The 16,551-nt window shown below is 69.0% G+C and carries 15 protein-coding genes and 1 tRNA gene; 14 read left to right on the top strand and 2 right to left on the bottom strand.

All coding sequences use genetic code 11. The features are described 5' to 3' along the window. Positions 1 to 7 precede the first annotated feature (7 nt). Complete coding sequence (locus tag ACFWVC_RS08000; RefSeq protein ID WP_384280260.1) at positions 8 to 850, bottom strand: FkbM family methyltransferase; 843 nt, start codon at positions 848 to 850, stop codon at positions 8 to 10. A gap of 557 nt (positions 851 to 1,407) precedes the next feature. On the opposite strand from ACFWVC_RS08000, the gene tal reads away from it, so the two are divergent. The 11 genes from tal to ACFWVC_RS07945 all read left to right on the top strand — a co-directional run bounded on the left by tal (position 1,408) and on the right by ACFWVC_RS07945 (position 14,054). Then, on the top strand, positions 1,408 to 2,553 hold the full coding sequence (gene tal, locus ACFWVC_RS07995) for a transaldolase (protein WP_384280258.1): 1,146 nt from the start codon (positions 1,408 to 1,410) through the stop codon (positions 2,551 to 2,553). Then, positions 2,550 to 4,100: a glucose-6-phosphate dehydrogenase gene (gene zwf / locus ACFWVC_RS07990; protein WP_384280253.1), complete on the top strand. Its 1,551-nt coding sequence runs from the start codon at positions 2,550 to 2,552 to the stop codon at positions 4,098 to 4,100. The genes tal and zwf overlap by 4 nt, the downstream gene beginning before the upstream one ends. Beyond that, positions 4,097 to 5,071 carry a glucose-6-phosphate dehydrogenase assembly protein OpcA gene (gene opcA, locus ACFWVC_RS07985; protein ID WP_384280249.1) on the top strand — a complete coding sequence of 325 codons (975 nt, stop codon included), beginning with the start codon at positions 4,097 to 4,099 and terminating at the stop codon, positions 5,069 to 5,071. Before zwf ends, opcA begins: the two co-directional genes overlap by 4 nt. 1 nt (position 5,072) lies before the next feature. After that, positions 5,073 to 5,951, top strand: a complete 879-nt coding sequence (gene gnd, locus ACFWVC_RS07980; RefSeq protein ID WP_384280247.1) for a phosphogluconate dehydrogenase (NAD(+)-dependent, decarboxylating) — start codon at positions 5,073 to 5,075, stop codon at positions 5,949 to 5,951. Between the two features lie 66 nt (positions 5,952 to 6,017). Then, entirely contained in the window at positions 6,018 to 7,148 is a 1,131-nt protein-coding gene (recF, locus tag ACFWVC_RS07975) for a DNA replication/repair protein RecF (protein WP_384280244.1), read from the top strand. Next, positions 7,145 to 7,681, top strand: coding sequence for a DUF721 domain-containing protein (locus ACFWVC_RS07970; protein ID WP_384280241.1), 537 nt, complete (start codon positions 7,145 to 7,147; stop codon positions 7,679 to 7,681). The genes recF and ACFWVC_RS07970 overlap by 4 nt, the downstream gene beginning before the upstream one ends. 270 nt (positions 7,682 to 7,951) lie before the next feature. Continuing rightward, the gene (gyrB, locus tag ACFWVC_RS07965) at positions 7,952 to 9,994 is read left to right on the top strand and encodes a DNA topoisomerase (ATP-hydrolyzing) subunit B (RefSeq protein ID WP_384280237.1); all 2,043 of its coding nucleotides are present in this window, start codon (positions 7,952 to 7,954) and stop codon (positions 9,992 to 9,994) included. Positions 9,995 to 10,037: 43 nt separating this feature from the next. Continuing rightward, on the top strand, positions 10,038 to 12,617 hold the full coding sequence (gene gyrA, locus ACFWVC_RS07960) for a DNA gyrase subunit A (protein WP_384280234.1): 2,580 nt from the start codon (positions 10,038 to 10,040) through the stop codon (positions 12,615 to 12,617). Between the two features lie 6 nt (positions 12,618 to 12,623). Continuing rightward, positions 12,624 to 13,331, top strand: a complete 708-nt coding sequence (locus tag ACFWVC_RS07955; RefSeq protein WP_384280230.1) for a DUF3566 domain-containing protein — start codon at positions 12,624 to 12,626, stop codon at positions 13,329 to 13,331. A 53-nt stretch (positions 13,332 to 13,384) separates the two neighbouring features. Next, a tRNA-Ile gene (locus tag ACFWVC_RS07950) sits at positions 13,385 to 13,461 on the top strand. Between the two features lie 266 nt (positions 13,462 to 13,727). Next, the gene (locus ACFWVC_RS07945) at positions 13,728 to 14,054 is read left to right on the top strand and encodes a hypothetical protein (protein ID WP_384280226.1); all 327 of its coding nucleotides are present in this window, start codon (positions 13,728 to 13,730) and stop codon (positions 14,052 to 14,054) included. A 146-nt stretch (positions 14,055 to 14,200) separates the two neighbouring features. Here ACFWVC_RS07945 and ACFWVC_RS07940 read toward each other — a convergent pair whose 3' ends face one another. Beyond that, positions 14,201 to 14,950 carry a class I SAM-dependent methyltransferase gene (locus tag ACFWVC_RS07940; RefSeq protein WP_384280225.1) on the bottom strand — a complete coding sequence of 250 codons (750 nt, stop codon included), beginning with the start codon at positions 14,948 to 14,950 and terminating at the stop codon, positions 14,201 to 14,203. A 135-nt stretch (positions 14,951 to 15,085) separates the two neighbouring features. Between ACFWVC_RS07940 and ACFWVC_RS07935 the strand changes: the two genes are divergently transcribed. The 3 genes from ACFWVC_RS07935 (at position 15,086) to ACFWVC_RS07925 (ending at position 16,455) form a co-directional block, all read left to right on the top strand. Further along, complete coding sequence (locus tag ACFWVC_RS07935) at positions 15,086 to 15,439, top strand: VOC family protein (RefSeq protein ID WP_384280222.1); 354 nt, start codon at positions 15,086 to 15,088, stop codon at positions 15,437 to 15,439. 107 nt (positions 15,440 to 15,546) lie between these two features. Further along, entirely contained in the window at positions 15,547 to 15,906 is a 360-nt protein-coding gene (locus ACFWVC_RS07930) for a hypothetical protein (RefSeq protein ID WP_384280221.1), read from the top strand. A gap of 408 nt (positions 15,907 to 16,314) precedes the next feature. After that, on the top strand, positions 16,315 to 16,455 hold the full coding sequence (locus ACFWVC_RS07925) for a DLW-39 family protein (protein WP_319132034.1): 141 nt from the start codon (positions 16,315 to 16,317) through the stop codon (positions 16,453 to 16,455). Positions 16,456 to 16,551: the final 96 nt, after the last annotated feature.

Genomic DNA, 16,551 nt, shown 5'->3' with positions numbered 1-16,551 from the left:
CAGCGGCCTAGCTGTGGGGGGTGAACAGCAGATTCCGGGTGCCGCGCGGCCTGGCCGCGGCCGCGGGGATCAGCTCCCCGTCCTCCTCGGAGACCCAGTGGCAGTCGTAGCCGAAGGGCTTGAACTGGGCGAGGAGCGGGTCCAGCGGCGCGTCCCGCAGCGCCTCCAGCATGACGAACGGCCGGTCGCGCTTCAGCACCTTCCGGGCACCGCGCAGGACCGCCGGCTCGTGGCCCTCGACATCGATCTTGACGAGGTCCAGCTTCGTGTCGGCGAACACTTCGTCAAGGGAGACGAGCTGGATGCGCTGCCGCTTGGCGCCGTCCGAGGAGCGCACGACGGAGGAGCCGGTCGACAGGAGGTTTCCCGCGAAGCGGACGTTGATCTCGGTCCAACCGGGCTTGTTGGACACGCCCGCCTGGTACCGCTTGACGTTCTGGGTATTGTTCGACCGGATATTCACCGCGAGCCGGGCGTGTATTTCATCCACCGGCTCGAAGGCATGCACCTTGGCCGCGGGGTTGGCAAGCGCGGCGATCATCGAGAAATAGCCGACGTGCGCCCCGACGTCGGCGATGTTCTCGCTCTTCGCGGCCAACTGCGCCCAGGTGGAGAGGGATCCGGGCTCGTAGCGGAATTCGCCGTTCCACAGGGTTTCGAGGGCGACCGCGTCGTCGTTCACACAGAACATGACGAAGGGCGGACAGTGTGGCGAGTCGATCTCAACAAAACCCCGATACGGGTACTTTTTGCGGTGAGTGCGAATGATGTCCCCGGTGGAGACGGGCCTGACGGTCGTCGCGTGGGCCAGCGTGCGGGTGTTGACTTCTTCGATCTCGGAAAGGCGCATGGAGTGATTACATCCGTTGGGGGGCTGGTTGACCACCCCTTGGTGGACGGTGCCGGGGTCGCGATGTAGGTGTACGCGAATCCTGCGGCGCGTATTATGTGGGGCCCGCGGGTGTTGTCAAGGGTCCGGTGGGCCGACGGCGCCGCGCGGGCCGCGCGAACTCATGGCGCAGTAAAGGCTCGTGCGCTGCTCTTGCGCCGGTGGCCGAGCAGGAGTATTGCGCCGCGACCTTGTCGGAGGTTCCCGGCCGGTGCCGTTCGCCGTCCGCCGCGGCGGTTCGGTGGGCAGGCCAAGCGACTTCTTTTTGCGGAATTCATCGGTCCTTCGATTTTCCGCTGCGTCCCCTTTTCCGGGCTTCCCTCCGCCTGGTCATGTCCCTTACAGGTTCGCCGCGTGGCCGGGTGGCGCCGGTCGGCGCCGCTGCGCATGGGGGGCGAGTTAGTTTAAATCTCAACTATCGTGTACCGTCTCCGACGGTGCCTGTTGGCTGCGGAAGGCGCCGGGAGGACCGGGAATCGTTCGCACGCCCTCGCGGTTGATGCGAGCGCAGAAAGAAGATGATCACAGTGAACGAAGCAGTGACCGCGACCGCGGAACCGTTGGGGCGCCTGGCCGCGGCGGGAGTCTCGATCTGGCTGGACGACCTCTCGCGCAGACGGATCTCCTCCGGCGACCTCGCCGAACTCGTCTCATCGGGGCGGGTGGTGGGCGTCACCACGAATCCGTCCATCTTCCAGGCCGCCATCGGCTCGGGAGCGGACTACCAGGAGCAGCTCGCCGAGCTGGCCGTGCGCGGGGTCACCCGCGACGAGGCCGTCCGCATGATGACCGCCGCCGACGTACGGGCCGCAGCCGACATCCTGCGGCCGGTGTACGAGGCGACCGGCGGCCGGGACGGCCGCGTGTCCATCGAGGTCGATCCCCGCCTGGCCCACGACGCGAAGGCCACCGTCGCCGAGGCCCGGCAACTCGCCTGGCTCGTCGACCGCCCCAACGTGATGATCAAGATCCCGGCGACCCCCGCGGGTCTGCCGGCCATCACGGAGGTCATCGGCCTCGGCATCAGCGTCAACGTCACCCTGATCTTCTCGCTGGCCCGCTACCGGGACGTCATGGACGCCTACCTGGCCGGTCTGGAGAAGGCGGAGTCCGCGGGTCTGGACCTGTCCGTGATCCATTCCGTGGCGTCCTTCTTCGTGTCCCGCGTGGACAGCGAGATCGACAAGCGCCTGGAGAAGATCGGCACCGACGAGGCCAAGGGCCTCAAGGGCAAGGCCGCGCTCGCCAACGCCCGGCTCGCGTACGAGGCTTACCGGGAGGTCTTCGCGGGCGACCGGTGGGCGGCGCTCGCCGCGGCCGGCGCCCACGAGCAGCGGCCGCTGTGGGCCTCGACGGGGGTGAAGGACCCCTCGTACAAGGACACGCTCTACGTGGACGAGCTGGTCGCGCCCGGAACCGTCAACACCATGCCCCAGGCGACACTCGACGCCACCGCCGACCACGGCCGCATCGAGGGCGACACCATCACCGGCCGCTATGAAGAGGCCCGCGCCGACCTCGCGGCGGTCGAGCGGCTGGGGATCTCCTACGACGAGGTCGTGAAGCAGCTGGAGGACGAGGGCGTGGCGAAGTTCGAGACCGCCTGGGACGACCTGCTGGCAGCGATCGGTACCGCACTGAACGAGGGAGTCGACCCGCAATGAGCACGGCCGAGACCGCATCCGCCGCACCTTGGTCCAACCCCCTGCGAGCCCCCGGCGACCGCCGGCTGCCCCGCATCGCGGGACCGTCCGGCCTGGTGATCTTCGGTGTGACCGGTGACCTCTCCCGCAAGAAGCTGATGCCGGCCGTCTACGACCTGGCCAACCGCGGGCTGCTGCCGCCGGGCTTCTCGCTCCTCGGCTTCGCCCGCCGCGAATGGGAGGACCAGGACTTCGCCAAGGTCGTGCACGACTCCGTGCGCGAGCACGCCCGTACCCCGTTCCGCGAGGAGGTCTGGCAGCACCTCGCCGAGGGGATGCGCTTCATCCCGGGCGACTTCGACGACGACGTCGCGTTCAAGCAACTGCGCGCCACCGTGGACGAACTGGACGCCTCGCGCGGGACGAGCGGCAACTACGCCTTCTATCTGTCGGTCCCGCCGAAGTTCTTCCCCACGGTCGTACGGCAGTTGAAGAAGCACGGGCTGGCCGACGCCCCCGAGGGCTCCTGGCGGCGCGCCGTCATCGAGAAGCCCTTCGGCCACGACCTGGCCAGCGCCCGGCAGCTCAACGGTCTCGTCCACGAGGTGTTCGCCCCGGAGCAGGTGTTCCGGATCGACCACTACCTGGGCAAGGAGACGGTCCAGAACATCCTGGCGCTGCGTTTCGCCAACACGATGTTCGAGCCCGTGTGGAACCGCAGTTACGTCGACCATGTGCAGATCACGATGGCCGAGGACATCGGCATCGGCGGCCGTGCCGGGTACTACGACGGGATCGGCGCCGCCCGCGACGTCATCCAGAACCACCTGATGCAACTGATGGCGCTGACCGCGATGGAGGAGCCCGCCTCCTTTGACGCCGAGTCGCTGCTCACCGAGAAGCTGAAGGTCCTCCAGGCGGTCCGGCTCCCGGCCGACCTGGGCGGGCACACCGTGCGCGGCCAGTACACGCACGGCTGGCAGGGCGGCGAGGAGGTGCCCGGCTACCTGGAGGAGACCGGCATCGACCCCGCGTCCACCACCGACACCTACGCCGCGATCAAGCTGGAGGTCGACAACCGCCGCTGGGCGGGCGTCCCCTTCTACCTCCGGGCCGGCAAGCGGCTCGGGCGCCGGGTCACGGAGATCGCGGTGGTCTTCCAGCGCGCCCCGCACTCCCCGTTCGACCCGAAGGCGACACAGGAACTGGGCCAGAACGCGATCGTCATCCGCGTGCAGCCCGACGAGGGTGTCACCGTGCGCTTCGGCTCCAAGGTGCCCGGCACCTCGATGGAGATCCGGGACGTGACGATGGACTTCGCCTACGGCGAGTCCTTCACCGAGTCCAGCCCGGAGGCCTACGAGCGGCTGATCCTCGACGTGCTGCTCGGCGACGCGAACCTCTTCCCGCGGCACCAGGAGGTCGAGGAGTCCTGGAAGATCCTCGACCCGGTCGAGCGGTACTGGAACCGGCACGGCAGGCCCGCGCAGTACACCGCGGGCAGCTGGGGCCCCGCGGAAGCCGACGAGATGCTCGCACGAGACGGACGGAGCTGGCGCAGGCCATGAGGATCCACCTGACGGACACCACGGCAAGCCGCATCAACAAGGCCCTGGTCCGGGCCCGCCGCGCGATCGGGTCTCCCGCCGTGGGCGTGGTCCTGACCATGGTCATCGTGACCGACGAGGAGAACGCCCACGACTCCTTGAAGGCGGCCGAGCAGGCCTCGCAGGAGCACCCCTCGCGCATCCTCGTCGTCGTCAAGCGCCCGGACCGCACCCCCCACCGGCGCACCGACTCCCGCATCGACGCGGAGGTCCGCGTCGGCTCGGACGCCGGCTCCGGCGAGGCCGTGCTGCTGAGGCTGCACGGCGAGGTGTCCGGGCACGCCGACTCCGTGGTCCTGCCGCTGCTGCTGCCGGACGCCCCCGTCGTCGTCTGGTGGCCCGTGGACGCGCCCGCCACCCCGGCGTGGGACCCGCTGGGCGCGCTCGCCCAGCGCCGGATCACCGACGCGTACGCCGTCGAGCGGCCCCTGCGTCAACTGGCGGCCCGTGTCGCGTCCTACGCGCCCGGCGACACCGACCTCGCGTGGACGCGGCTGACGCCATGGCGCTCGATGCTCGCCGCCGCGCTCGACCAGGCCCGTGCCCGGGTCACCTCGGCCGTCATCGAGAGCGAGGCCGACAACCCCAGCGCCGAGCTGCTGGCGGGCTGGTTCGCCGACCGCCTGCGGGTCCCGGTCGAACGAGTCGTCACCGCCGGGCCCGTCATCACCGCGGTCCGGCTGCGCACCGAACACGGCGACATCGTTGTCGACCGCCCGGAGGGCGCCGTCGCGAGCCTGTCCATCCCCGGGCAGCCCACGCGCGCCCTCGCACTGAAGGTCCGCACCACGGCGGAACTGATCGCGGAGGAGCTGCGCCGTCTCGATCCCGACGAGGCGTACGCCGCGGCGCTCCGGGCAGAGGTCAAGGCGCCCCCCGCGGCCCCGGCCCCCACGGGCCCGTCGTCCCACGAACAGCGAAGGAATGCGTGACATGGAGCTCGGTCTCATCGGTCTCGGCAAGATGGGCGGGAACATGCGCACCCGCATCCGCCAGGCCGGACACACTGTCATCGGCTACGACCGCAACCCGGACCTCGCCGACGTCCACAGCCTGCGGGAGCTCGTGGACAAGCTGGAAGCGCCCCGGGTGGTCTGGGTGATGGTGCCGGCCGGCGCCGCGACCCAGTCCACGATTGACGAACTGGGCGAGCTGCTCTCGCCCGGTGACGTGGTGGTCGACGGCGGCAACTCCCGCTGGACGGACGACGAGAAGCACGCCGAGGAGCTCGCGGCCAAGGGCATCGGCTTCGTCGACTGCGGTGTCTCCGGCGGCGTCTGGGGCCTGCAGAACGGCTACGCGCTGATGTACGGCGGCGACGCCGAGCACGTCGAGAAGGTCCAGCCGGTCTTCAACGCCCTCAAGCCGGTCGGCAACTTCGGCTCGGTCCACGCGGGCAAGGTCGGCGCGGGCCACTTCGCCAAGATGGTCCACAACGGCATCGAGTACGCCATGATGCAGGCCTACGCCGAGGGCTGGGAACTGCTGGAGAAGGTCGACTCCGTCACCGACGTGCGCGAGGTCTTCCGGTCCTGGCAGGAGGGCACCGTCATCCGCTCCTGGCTGCTGGACCTGGCCGTCAACGCCCTCGACGACGACGAGCACCTGGAAAAGCTCAAGGGCTACGCCGAGGACTCCGGCGAGGGCCGCTGGACCGTCGAGGCCGCCATCGACAACGCCGTGCCGCTGCCCGCGATCACCGCCTCGCTCTTCGCGCGCTTCGCCTCCCGCCAGGACGACTCCCCGCAGATGAAGATGATCGCCGCGCTGCGCAACCAGTTCGGCGGCCACGCCGTCGAGACCAAGAAGTAGCCGGGCAAGCAGTCATGTCCACCGGGCGCTCCCCGCGCCCACGAGGGAAGGAGGCGTCGCACAGCCATGCATGTCGCGCATCTGTCGCTCGCCGACTTCCGCTCCTACGCCCGGGTCGAGGTCCCGCTCGACCCGGGCGTCACCGCTTTTGTCGGTCCCAACGGCCAGGGCAAGACCAACCTGGTCGAGGCGGTCGGCTATCTGGCCACCCTCGCCAGTCACCGGGTCGCCAGTGACGCGCCGCTGGTGCGCATGGGCGCGGACCGGGCGATCGTGCGGGCGGCCGTAGTCCAGGGCGACCGGCAGCAGCTGGTGGAGCTGGAGATCAACCCGGGCCGCGCCAATCGCGCCCGGCTGAACCGCTCCTCCCAGGTCCGCCCCCGCGACCTGCTGGGCATAGTCAGGACCGTGCTGTTCGCCCCGGAGGACCTTGCCCTGGTCAAGGGCGACCCCGGGGAGCGCCGGCGTTTCCTCGACGAGCTGCTGACCGCCCGCGCGCCCCGGATGGCCGGTGTCCGCAGTGACTACGAGCGGGTGCTCAAGCAGCGCAACACCCTGCTCAAGTCGGCGGCCATGGCCCGCCGCCACGGCGGCCGTGGCGGCGACCTGTCCACCCTCGACGTGTGGGACCAGCATCTGGCCCGGGCCGGCGCCGAGCTGCTGGCCCAGCGTCTGGACCTCACGCACGCGCTGCAGCCGCTGGCCGACAAGGCGTACGAGCAGCTGGCGCCGGGCGGCGGCCCGGTCGCGCTGGAGTACCGCAGCTCGATCGGCGAGCGCATCGCCGGGGCGTCGGGCCGCGAGGAGCTGTACGGGCTGCTGCTCGAGGCACTGGGCGAGGCCCGCAAGCAGGAGATCGAGCGCGGGGTCACCCTCGTCGGCCCGCACCGCGACGACCTCTCCCTCAATCTCGGCCGGCTTCCCGCGAAGGGGTACGCGAGCCACGGCGAGTCCTGGTCGTACGCCCTCGCGCTGCGGTTGGCCTCGTACGACCTGCTGTGCGCCGACGGCGGTGAACCGGTGCTGGTGCTCGACGACGTCTTCGCGGAGCTGGACGCCCGGCGCCGCGACCGTCTGGCGGAACTGGTGGCCCCCGGCGAGCAGGTGCTCGTGACGGCGGCCGTGGACGACGACGTGCCGGGCGTGCTGATCGGCGCCCGCTACGCGGTGGAGAGCGGCGGCGTGGAGCGGGCATGAGCGAGCAGCAGGCACAACCTCCCGCGCAGGACAAACCGCTGTCCGGCGTCGACCTGGCGCGCGTGGCCCTGCGCGCGGCCAAGGAGCAGGCGCGGGCCAAGGGCGCCGCGGCCCAGCAGAAGAAGCAGGCCCGCCGCGGCGGTCTGCGCAGCGGCGCCCGGGCCGACGGCCGCGATCCGCTGCCGCTCGGCGCGGCGATCACCCGCCTGATCACCGAACGCGGCTGGGAGGCTCCGGCCGCTGTCGGCGGGGTGATGGGCCGCTGGCCGCAATTGGTCGGTGACGACGTGGCGCTGCACTGCCGGCCCGATCGGTACGACGAGGAGGACCGGGTCCTCACCGTCCAGTGCGACTCCACGGCCTGGGCGACCCAGCTGCGGCTGCTCGCCCCGACCCTGGTGGCCAGGCTGAACGCCGATCTCGGCCATGGCACGGTCAAGCTGATCAAGGTGCTGGGACCGGGGGGGCCGGTGCGTTCCTACGGGCGTCTGAGGGCTCCGGGGAGCCGTGGGCCGGGCGATACGTACGGATAGGCCGGAAACCTGCTGTGCGTAATCAGGTCGAAGCCCTGTGCGCCCGCGTGAGCGGTTTTGAGACCCGGTGCGCGTGTAGGGAGTCGGATGGAGGCACTTTCGTCGGGTACACGGGAACTCAGGTACCGCCAAAGCCCCATCTATGTCGGCGCTACCGGTAGACTGGTGGCAAGACGCCCGCCCCTGGCCTCCGGCAGAGGGGGATCCCAGCGGGACCCGTCGATCGATGTCGAAGTGATGCAGCCGATCCCGCTCCGCGGGTCCCGGCTCATGCTGTGCCAGAAAGGGCGCTTCGTGGCCGATTCCGGCAACCCCAACGAGATCAATACGTCCGCAGCCGCAGGCTCCGCCGCGCCCCCGCACGGGGGCGCCTATGACGCCAGTGCGATTACCGTCCTGGAGGGCTTGGACGCGGTTCGCAAGCGCCCGGGCATGTACATCGGCTCGACGGGCGAGCGCGGCCTGCACCACCTGGTGTACGAGGTCGTCGACAACTCCGTCGACGAGGCGCTGGCCGGTCACGCGGACACCATCCTGGTCACGATCCTCGCCGACGGCGGCGTGCGCGTGATCGACAACGGCCGCGGCATCCCCGTGGACATCGTGCCGTCCGAGGGCAAGCCCGCCGTCGAGGTCGTGCTCACCGTGCTGCACGCGGGCGGCAAGTTCGGCGGCGGCGGCTACGCCGTCTCCGGCGGTCTGCACGGCGTCGGCGTCTCCGTGGTGAACGCCCTGTCGAACAAGGTCGCGGTCGAGGTCAAGCGTGAGGGCTTCCGCTGGACCCAGGACTACAAGCTCGGTGTGCCCACCGCCCCGCTGCAGAAGAACGAGCCGGTCTCCGAGACCGGCACGAGCGTGACCTTCTGGGCCGACGGCGACATCTTCGAGACCACCGAGTACTCCTTCGAGACGCTGTCGCGGCGTTTCCAGGAGATGGCCTTCCTCAACAAGGGCCTGACGATCTCGCTGACCGACGAGCGCCCCGAGCACGCGGACGTCGAGAACGAGGGCAAGCCGCGCACGGTCTCGTACCACTACGAGGGCGGCATCGTCGACTTCGTGAAGTACCTGAACTCGCGCAAGGGCGAGACCATCCACCCCTCGGTGATCGACATCGAGGCGGAGGACAAGGAGCGCCTCCTCTCGCTCGAGGTGGCGATGCAGTGGAACACCCAGTACAGCGAGGGTGTCTACAGCTTCGCGAACACCATCCACACCCATGAGGGCGGCACTCACGAGGAGGGCTTCCGCGCCGCGCTGACCACGCTGGTCAACAAGTACGCGCGCGAGAAGAAGTTCCTCCGCGAGAAGGACGACAACCTCACGGGCGAGGACATCCGCGAGGGTCTGACGGCGATCATCTCGGTCAAGCTCGGCGAGCCGCAGTTCGAGGGCCAGACCAAGACCAAGCTGGGCAACACCGAGGCGAAGACCTTCGTACAGAAGGTCGTGCACGAGCACCTGACGGACTGGCTGGACCGCAACCCGAACGAGGCCGCGGACATCATCCGCAAGTCGATCCAGGCGGCCACCGCCCGTGTCGCCGCCCGCAAGGCGCGCGACCTGACGCGCCGCAAGGGCCTGCTGGAGACGGCGTCGCTGCCGGGCAAGCTGAGTGACTGCCAGTCCAACGACCCGAGCAAGTGCGAGATCTTCATCGTCGAGGGTGACTCCGCCGGCGGTTCGGCCAAGTCCGGCCGCAATCCGCAGTACCAGGCGATCCTCCCGATCCGCGGCAAGATCCTCAACGTGGAGAAGTCACGGATCGACAAGATCCTGCAGAACACCGAGATCCAGGCGCTGATCTCGGCCTTCGGCACCGGTGTGCACGAGGACTTCGACATCTCCCGGCTGCGCTATCACAAGATCATCCTGATGGCGGACGCCGACGTCGACGGCCAGCACATCAACACCCTGCTGCTGACCTTCCTGTTCCGCTTCATGCGTCCGCTGGTCGAGGCCGGGCACGTGTACCTCTCCCGTCCCCCGCTCTACAAGATCAAGTGGGGCCGGGACGACTTCGAGTACGCGTACTCCGACTCCGAGCGCGACGCGCTGATCGAGCTGGGGCGGCAGAACGGCAAGCGCGTGCGCGAGGACTCGATCCAGCGCTTCAAGGGCCTCGGTGAGATGAACGCCGAGGAGCTGCGGGTCACCACCATGGACGTCGACCACCGCGTACTGGGCCAGGTCACCCTGGACGACGCGGCCCTCGCCGATGACCTCTTCTCGGTGCTGATGGGCGAGGACGTCGAGGCCCGGCGCTCCTTCATCCAGCGCAACGCCAAGGATGTCCGCTTCCTCGACATCTGAGTCGGCCCCCATCAGCCGCAGCTCGAAAGGACTTTGACCAGCAATGGCCGACGACAAGACCCCCGTCACGCCCGAAAGCCCAGAGGGCGCCGCCGCGACGGGCACCATGCGGATCGAGCCCGTGGGCCTCGAGACGGAGATGCAGCGCAGCTACCTCGACTACGCGATGTCCGTCATCGTCTCCCGCGCGCTGCCGGACGTCCGTGACGGGCTCAAGCCCGTCCACCGCCGTGTGCTGTACGCGATGTACGACGGCGGTTACCGCCCCGAGCGCGGCTTCTACAAGTGCGCCCGCGTCGTCGGCGACGTCATGGGCACGTACCACCCGCACGGCGACTCCTCGATCTACGACGCGCTGGTCCGCCTGGCGCAGCCGTGGTCGATGCGCATGCCGCTGGTCGACAGCAACGGCAACTTCGGTTCCCCGGGCAACGACCCGGCCGCCGCCATGCGGTACACCGAGTGCAAGATGGCGCCGCTGTCGATGGAGATGGTCCGGGACATCGACGAGGAGACCGTCGACTTCCAGGACAACTACGACGGCCGCAACCAGGAGCCGACGGTCCTGCCGGCGCGCTTCCCCAATCTGCTGATCAACGGCTCCGCCGGCATCGCGGTCGGCATGGCGACCAACATCCCGCCGCACAACCTGCGCGAGGTCGCCGAGGGCGCCCAGTGGTGCCTGGCCAACCCCGACGCGTCCAGCGAGGAACTGCTGGAAGCCCTCATCGAGCGCATCAAGGGCCCCGACTTCCCGACCGGCGCCCTGGTGGTGGGCCGCAGGGGCATCGAGGAGGCGTACCGCACCGGCCGCGGCTCCATCACGATGCGGGCGGTCGTCGAGGTCGAGGAGATCCAGGGCCGGCAGTGCCTGGTCGTCACCGAGCTGCCGTACCAGGTGAACCCGGACAACCTGGCCCAGAAGATCGCCGACCTGGTGAAGGACGGCCGCGTCGGCGGCATCGCCGACGTCCGCGACGAGACCTCGTCGCGCACCGGCCAGCGCCTGGTGATCGTGCTCAAGCGCGACGCCGTCGCCAAGGTCGTGCTGAACAACCTCTACAAGCACACGGACCTGCAGACGAACTTCGGCGCCAACATGCTGGCGCTGGTCGACGGCGTGCCGCGCACGCTCTCGCTCGACCAGTTCATCAAGCAGTGGGTGACCCACCAGATCGAGGTCATCGTCCGCCGGACCCGCTTCCGGCTGCGCAAGGCCGAGGAGCGCGCCCACATCCTGCGCGGTCTGCTGAAGGCCCTGGACGCGATCGACGAGGTCATCGCCCTCATCCGGCGCAGCGCGACGGTCGACGTGGCGCGTGAAGGCCTGATGGGCCTGCTGGAGATCGACGAGATCCAGGCCAACGCGATCCTCGAGATGCAGCTCCGCCGGCTGGCGGCCCTGGAGCGGCAGAAGATCGTCCAGGAGCATGACGAACTCCAGGCGAAGATCAACGAGTACAACCGCATCCTGGCCTCGCCCGAGCTGCAGCGCGGGATCATCAGCCAGGAGCTCACGGCGATCGTCGAGAAGTTCGGCGACGACCGGCGCTCCGCGCTGGTGCCCTTCGACGGCGACATGTCCATCGAGGACCTGATCGCCGAGGAGGACATCGTCATCACGATCTCCCGCGGCGGTTACGTCAAGCGCACGAAGACGGACGACTACCGCTCCCAGAAGCGCGGCGGCAAGGGTGTGCGCGGTACGAAGCTCAAGGAAGACGACATCGTCGACCACTTCTTCGTCACCACCACCCACCACTGGCTGCTGTTCTTCACCAACAAGGGCCGGGTCTACCGCGCCAAGGCGTACGAGCTGCCGGACGCCGGCCGGGACGCCCGCGGGCAGCACGTGGCCAACCTGCTGGCCTTCCAGCCGGACGAGCAGATCGCCCAGGTGCTGGCCATCCGCGACTACAACGCGGCGCCCTACCTGGTGCTGGCCACCCGTTCGGGCCTGGTGAAGAAGACTCCGCTCAAGGACTACGACTCGCCCCGCGCGGGCGGCGTCATCGCGATCAATCTCCGCGAGACCGAGGACGGCGGCGAGGACCTGCTGATCGGCGCCGAGCTGGTCGGTCCGGACGACGATCTGCTCCTGGTGAGCCGCAAGGCACAGTCCATCCGGTTCACGGCGACGGACGACGCGCTGCGGCCGATGGGCCGGGCGACATCGGGCGTGAAGGGCATGAGCTTCCGCGAGGGGGACGAACTGCTCTCGATGAATGTCGTTCGACCGGGTACGTTCGTCTTCACCGCCACCGATGGCGGGTACGCCAAGCGGACCAGTGTGGACGAGTACCGGGTCCAGGGCCGCGGCGGACTCGGCATCAAGGCGGCGAAGATCGTCGAAGACCGGGGTTCGCTGGTCGGGGCGCTGGTGGTCGAGGAAACCGATGAGATCCTCGCCATCACACTCGGCGGCGGAGTGATCCGCACCCGCGTCAACGAGATCCGCGAGACCGGGCGTGACACCATGGGCGTCCAGCTGATCAACCTCGGTAAGAGGGATGCCGTCGTGGGCATCGCACGCAATGCCGAGGCGGGGGCGGAGGCCGAAGAGGTCGTCGCCGCCGAAGAGGTCGAGGGCGAGCAGCCCGCGGCCGCCGATTCGGAGGAGTAAGTAGCCGTGAGTGGAGCCGAGGGCGCCGCGGGTGGGACGGGAGCGGAAGGAGCGCAGCCGATGCCGGCTGCGGCTCCGGACGCGATCGGTGGTGCCCCTGGCTCACGTACGGACAGCGGCCCGCATCAGGGGGGAACCACCGTGACTGACACCCGTCCGCCGCACCACCAGCACGCGGTGCGACAGCAGACGCAGACCTACGGGGCCGTGCCCGGCGCCCCCGAGCAGCCCCAGCAGGCCCCCCAGGGCCCGCACCAGCCACCACAGGCGTACGCGCCCCCGGCGGGCCCTCCGGCCACCGCAGGCGTCCGCCAGCCGCGTCCGGCGGCCCGGCAGGTCCCGCGGACCCGCAAGGCCCGCCTGCGGGTGGCCAAGGCGGATCCGTGGTCGGTGATGAAGGTCAGCTTCCTGCTCTCCATCGCCCTGGGCGTCTGCACGATCGTGGCGGTCGCCGTCCTGTGGATGGTGCTCGACACCATCGGCGTCTTCAGCACGGTCGGCGGGACCCTCAGCGAGGCCACCTCGTCCGGCTCGGACGGCGGCTTCGACCTGGTGTCGTTCCTGTCGCTGTCGCGGGTGCTGACCTTCACGTCGGTCATCGCCGTCATCGACGTGGTGCTGGCCACCGCCCTGGCCACGCTCGGCGCCTTCATCTACAACATGTCGGCGGGCTTGGTCGGCGGCGTCGAGCTGACGTTGGCAGAGGACGAGTAACCGATTTTGGGACAGGGCCCCGCGTGCGCTAATCTTTCAACGCGACGCAGCGCGGGGCTATAGCTCAGACGGTTAGAGCGCTTCCCTGATAAGGAAGAGGCCACAGGTTCAAGTCCTGTTAGCCCCACCAGCGTGAAGGGCCCCTGGGGAAATCTCCCAGGGGCCCTTTGGCATCCACGGGTGACATCAGCCGAGGGGATTGCCCCCGCTCAATAGGTCCCCAAGCAGGGCCACGATGTCCCGTTCGTCACCGCCCGGAACGTGCGCTCCGGCAACCCCGGCGGCGTTCTCTGCCGTGGCTGCCTTCCGAACAGTCTCAGTGACCGCGCGGCGCGTAGCGGTAGCTGTCGGCGACGAACCCTTCCGGTGTCAGTGGCCGGGGTTAGGGTCCGCGGCATGACCGTCATCTCAGTTCCCGATCCCGAGGATCCCAAGTCCGGCAAGTCCATTCCTGTCCCCGGATCCCTCGCTGACCTGCAACGTTCGTACGACGAGGCGCGGGAGGCGATCGGCGTGCATCGGCGGGGGACGCAGCGCCCGGTGCCGGAGTGGGACGAGGAGACGCGGGCGGAGAGTGACCGGCTGCTGGATGCGTGGCGGGCGGTCGCGGTGGAGCTGCGGGAGGGGATCGAGGAGTCCGGGCTTGAGGCGGAATTCGGCGCCTACAAGGTGGGGCGTGCGTTGCGGAAGGCGGCGTATGGCTTGGACTACGACGGAAAGTAGTCCACGGCGGCGACACGACTGGCCAAAGGCCGTCCGTGAAACGATCATGTTCAGACGGATACCCCAGCTCGTCCCCGGCACCTGTGGACAGCCGCTTTGGTGACCTGTGTATGAGCTGTGACTATCGATCCGTCAGGTCGGCATGGTCAGCTGGCTTGGAGTCGGAAGTGCAGCAGGTCGGTGCCCTCGGCAGGGGCTGGCTTGCCGTCCGGATCGGTGACCGCGGTCACGGCCAGGCCGGCGGTCGTGGCCAGCTTCTCGAACTGGTCCCGGGGGTACCAGTGCATGATCCACGGGCGCTCTTCGATGGTGCTGTCCGAGCCGTGGTGCCGTTCGTAGCGTAGAAGCGCCGTCTGTGTCCGGGCGGTCTCGTCGCGCTGCTCGGCGACGACGGATATCCGGAGCTCGGCGCCGTCGGGTGCGGCGGCCGTGCGCACCCGACCGATCCGTTCGGCGGGGGTCGGTGTGGGGGTGAACAGGGGCACCAGGACGGTGCCGCCCTCAGCCAGGTGAGCCCGGATGCCGTGCAGGGCGGCGAGCGCTGTGGCGTCATCGGGGAGCAGGGTGAAGGTCGGCCCGGCAAGGAAGATCGCCCGGTAGCGGCGGGGCAGGTTCAAGGCCTCCATGCGCTGGTGGAACACGGTGGCACGGATGTCTTGTTCGTCTGCCCGGCGCCGGAGCCGCTCCAGCATGTCGGCGGAGGAGTCGACGCCGTCGACGTCCAGGCCGCGTCGGCGCAGTTCGAGCAGGGGATCACCGTCTCCGCACCCCAGCTCAAGTGCCGGCATGCCGGTCTGCTGAATGAAGGCTGCGTAGGGTTCGGGGTCCTGGGAGAAGGACTTCAGCGGTCCGTAGAGTTCCGCGACGATGCCGGTGTAGAAGTCAGCTGGGTCCACGTTCGTCACCCTACGCAGCCACTTGCGTACGTTCACTCGATTATCGAGGGTGGGCCGTCGGCATCTGCTGTGCGGCCTTGCTCCGAGCGGTTAAAGCGCCTGCTTTCGAAGCCCCGGTGGACCTAGGGTCGGAGGATGACCTTGGAATGGGAACAGGTAATCGTTCACTCCGTGGATCCGGTGGCATTGGGGCAGTGGTGGGCCGAGGCTCTCGGCTGGGTTGTGGTGCACTCCTCTGATGACGAGTTCGAGATCCGCCCGGAGCCGGATCGCCTGCCGGGGCTGGACTTCGTCCGGATCGACGAGCTCAAGAAGGCCAAGAGCCGGCTGCATCTCGACTTCAGGCCTGATGACCAGGACGCCGAGGTGGCCCGCCTCGAGGCTCATGGTGCGAAGCGTGTCGACATCGGGCAGGGTGACCAGTCGTGGATCGTCATGGCAGACCCCGAGGGCAATGAGTTCTGTGTCCTTGGCCAACGGCGTCAGTGAGAGACCCCAAGGCGCCACGAACTGACACCGGCGCCTGACACGGGAACCGGCGTGAAGGGCCCCGGGAAATCTCCCAGGGCCCTTCGGCATTCAGGGCAGCGGCGGGGATGATCCATGCCGCAGGGGAGGTCGACGTGCGGGCGAGCGACAACGAGCGCCACTGGATCGGGACGTGGCATGTTCTGTTGAACGTCGCCGCCATGCACGTGAGCGGCGTGGTGCTGGTCGTCGGCTTCTGTCAGATGCCGGTCGTGTCCATGGCGACCTATGGTCAAGTGTTCGGGCTGATGGTCTGGCTCCTGATGTGCCACGTCGCCGTCCGGATTCCCGTCGGTCTCCTTGCCTCCCGCTGGGCCGCCCGCGGCCAAGTGCTCAGGGCCTGGCTGGTCGCGCAGGGGCTCGCGGCGGCGGTCGTCTGGACGCTCTACCTGTGCACGGGGCGAGACCCGTCGACGCGGGCTTGGTAGTGGCAGAGCTGGGGGTGCCTCTGCGTCTCCCTGAGCGGTTACGTATGGCTGTGCACCCTGCGACGCTCCACCGTCGAGCGACTCGCCGGACGATGCACCCACGCCCTTCAATCGCTCGTCATGTGGGCCGTGTTGCGTCCGCCGAGGCGCGGTCCGCACTGACATCGAGGGGCGGGAGGAGGCACGGCCGGCGTCGACGCCGCTGCGCGAGGTCGGTTTCACGTGGAACCGCCCCGGTAAAGGAGCCGATCAGCGCGAACCGAGGGCCTCGGCTTTCATCCGGACGGACCGTTTCCTCGCGTCGCGTACTACCGTTGGGGTGGATAGACAGATCACCGTTCGATATCGACCGGTGTGTATAGTCGGGCTGGTCGGAGGACCCCCACGCAAGAAGGACGAGGTCGCGCGGTGAAGAAGTTGCTCCTGGTCGCACTGGCCGCCATCGGCGGTCTTCTCGTGTACCGCCAGATTCAGGCGGACCGCGCCGAGCAGGACCTGTGGACGGAGGCGACCGACTCCGTTCCCGCCGGTTCCGGCGCGAGCGTCTGAGGCGGGCAAAGCCCGCTTCACACAAGGATTCCCGAAGCCCCGGCCACGGTGTGGCCGGGGCTTCGTCGTTGTGCGACCGTGACGGGATCCCCTTGT

The sequence above is a fragment of the Streptomyces sp. NPDC058691 genome (genome assembly GCF_042714775.1).
Taxonomy (GTDB): Bacteria; Actinomycetota; Actinomycetes; order Streptomycetales; family Streptomycetaceae; genus Actinacidiphila.
The sequence above is the reverse complement of the archived record's forward strand: the minus strand, read 5'-3'. Positions and strand labels throughout refer to the sequence as shown.

Bases quoted from the DNA above. Each gene is read 5' to 3' on its own strand.
- ACFWVC_RS08000 (WP_384280260.1), bottom strand. From the start codon at position 850: ATGCGCCTTTCCGAGATCGAAGAAGTCAACACCCGCACGCTGGCCCAC.
- tal (WP_384280258.1), top strand. From the start codon at position 1,408: ATGATCACAGTGAACGAAGCAGTGACCGCGACCGCGGAACCGTTGGGG.
- zwf (WP_384280253.1), top strand. From the start codon at position 2,550: ATGAGCACGGCCGAGACCGCATCCGCCGCACCTTGGTCCAACCCCCTG.
- opcA (WP_384280249.1), top strand. From the start codon at position 4,097: ATGAGGATCCACCTGACGGACACCACGGCAAGCCGCATCAACAAGGCC.
- gnd (WP_384280247.1), top strand. From the start codon at position 5,073: ATGGAGCTCGGTCTCATCGGTCTCGGCAAGATGGGCGGGAACATGCGC.
- recF (WP_384280244.1), top strand. From the start codon at position 6,018: ATGCATGTCGCGCATCTGTCGCTCGCCGACTTCCGCTCCTACGCCCGG.
- ACFWVC_RS07970 (WP_384280241.1), top strand. From the start codon at position 7,145: ATGAGCGAGCAGCAGGCACAACCTCCCGCGCAGGACAAACCGCTGTCC.
- gyrB (WP_384280237.1), top strand. From the start codon at position 7,952: ATGCTGTGCCAGAAAGGGCGCTTCGTGGCCGATTCCGGCAACCCCAAC.
- gyrA (WP_384280234.1), top strand. From the start codon at position 10,038: ATGGCCGACGACAAGACCCCCGTCACGCCCGAAAGCCCAGAGGGCGCC.
- ACFWVC_RS07945 (WP_384280226.1), top strand. From the start codon at position 13,728: ATGACCGTCATCTCAGTTCCCGATCCCGAGGATCCCAAGTCCGGCAAG.
- ACFWVC_RS07935 (WP_384280222.1), top strand. From the start codon at position 15,086: ATGACCTTGGAATGGGAACAGGTAATCGTTCACTCCGTGGATCCGGTG.
- ACFWVC_RS07930 (WP_384280221.1), top strand. From the start codon at position 15,547: ATGATCCATGCCGCAGGGGAGGTCGACGTGCGGGCGAGCGACAACGAG.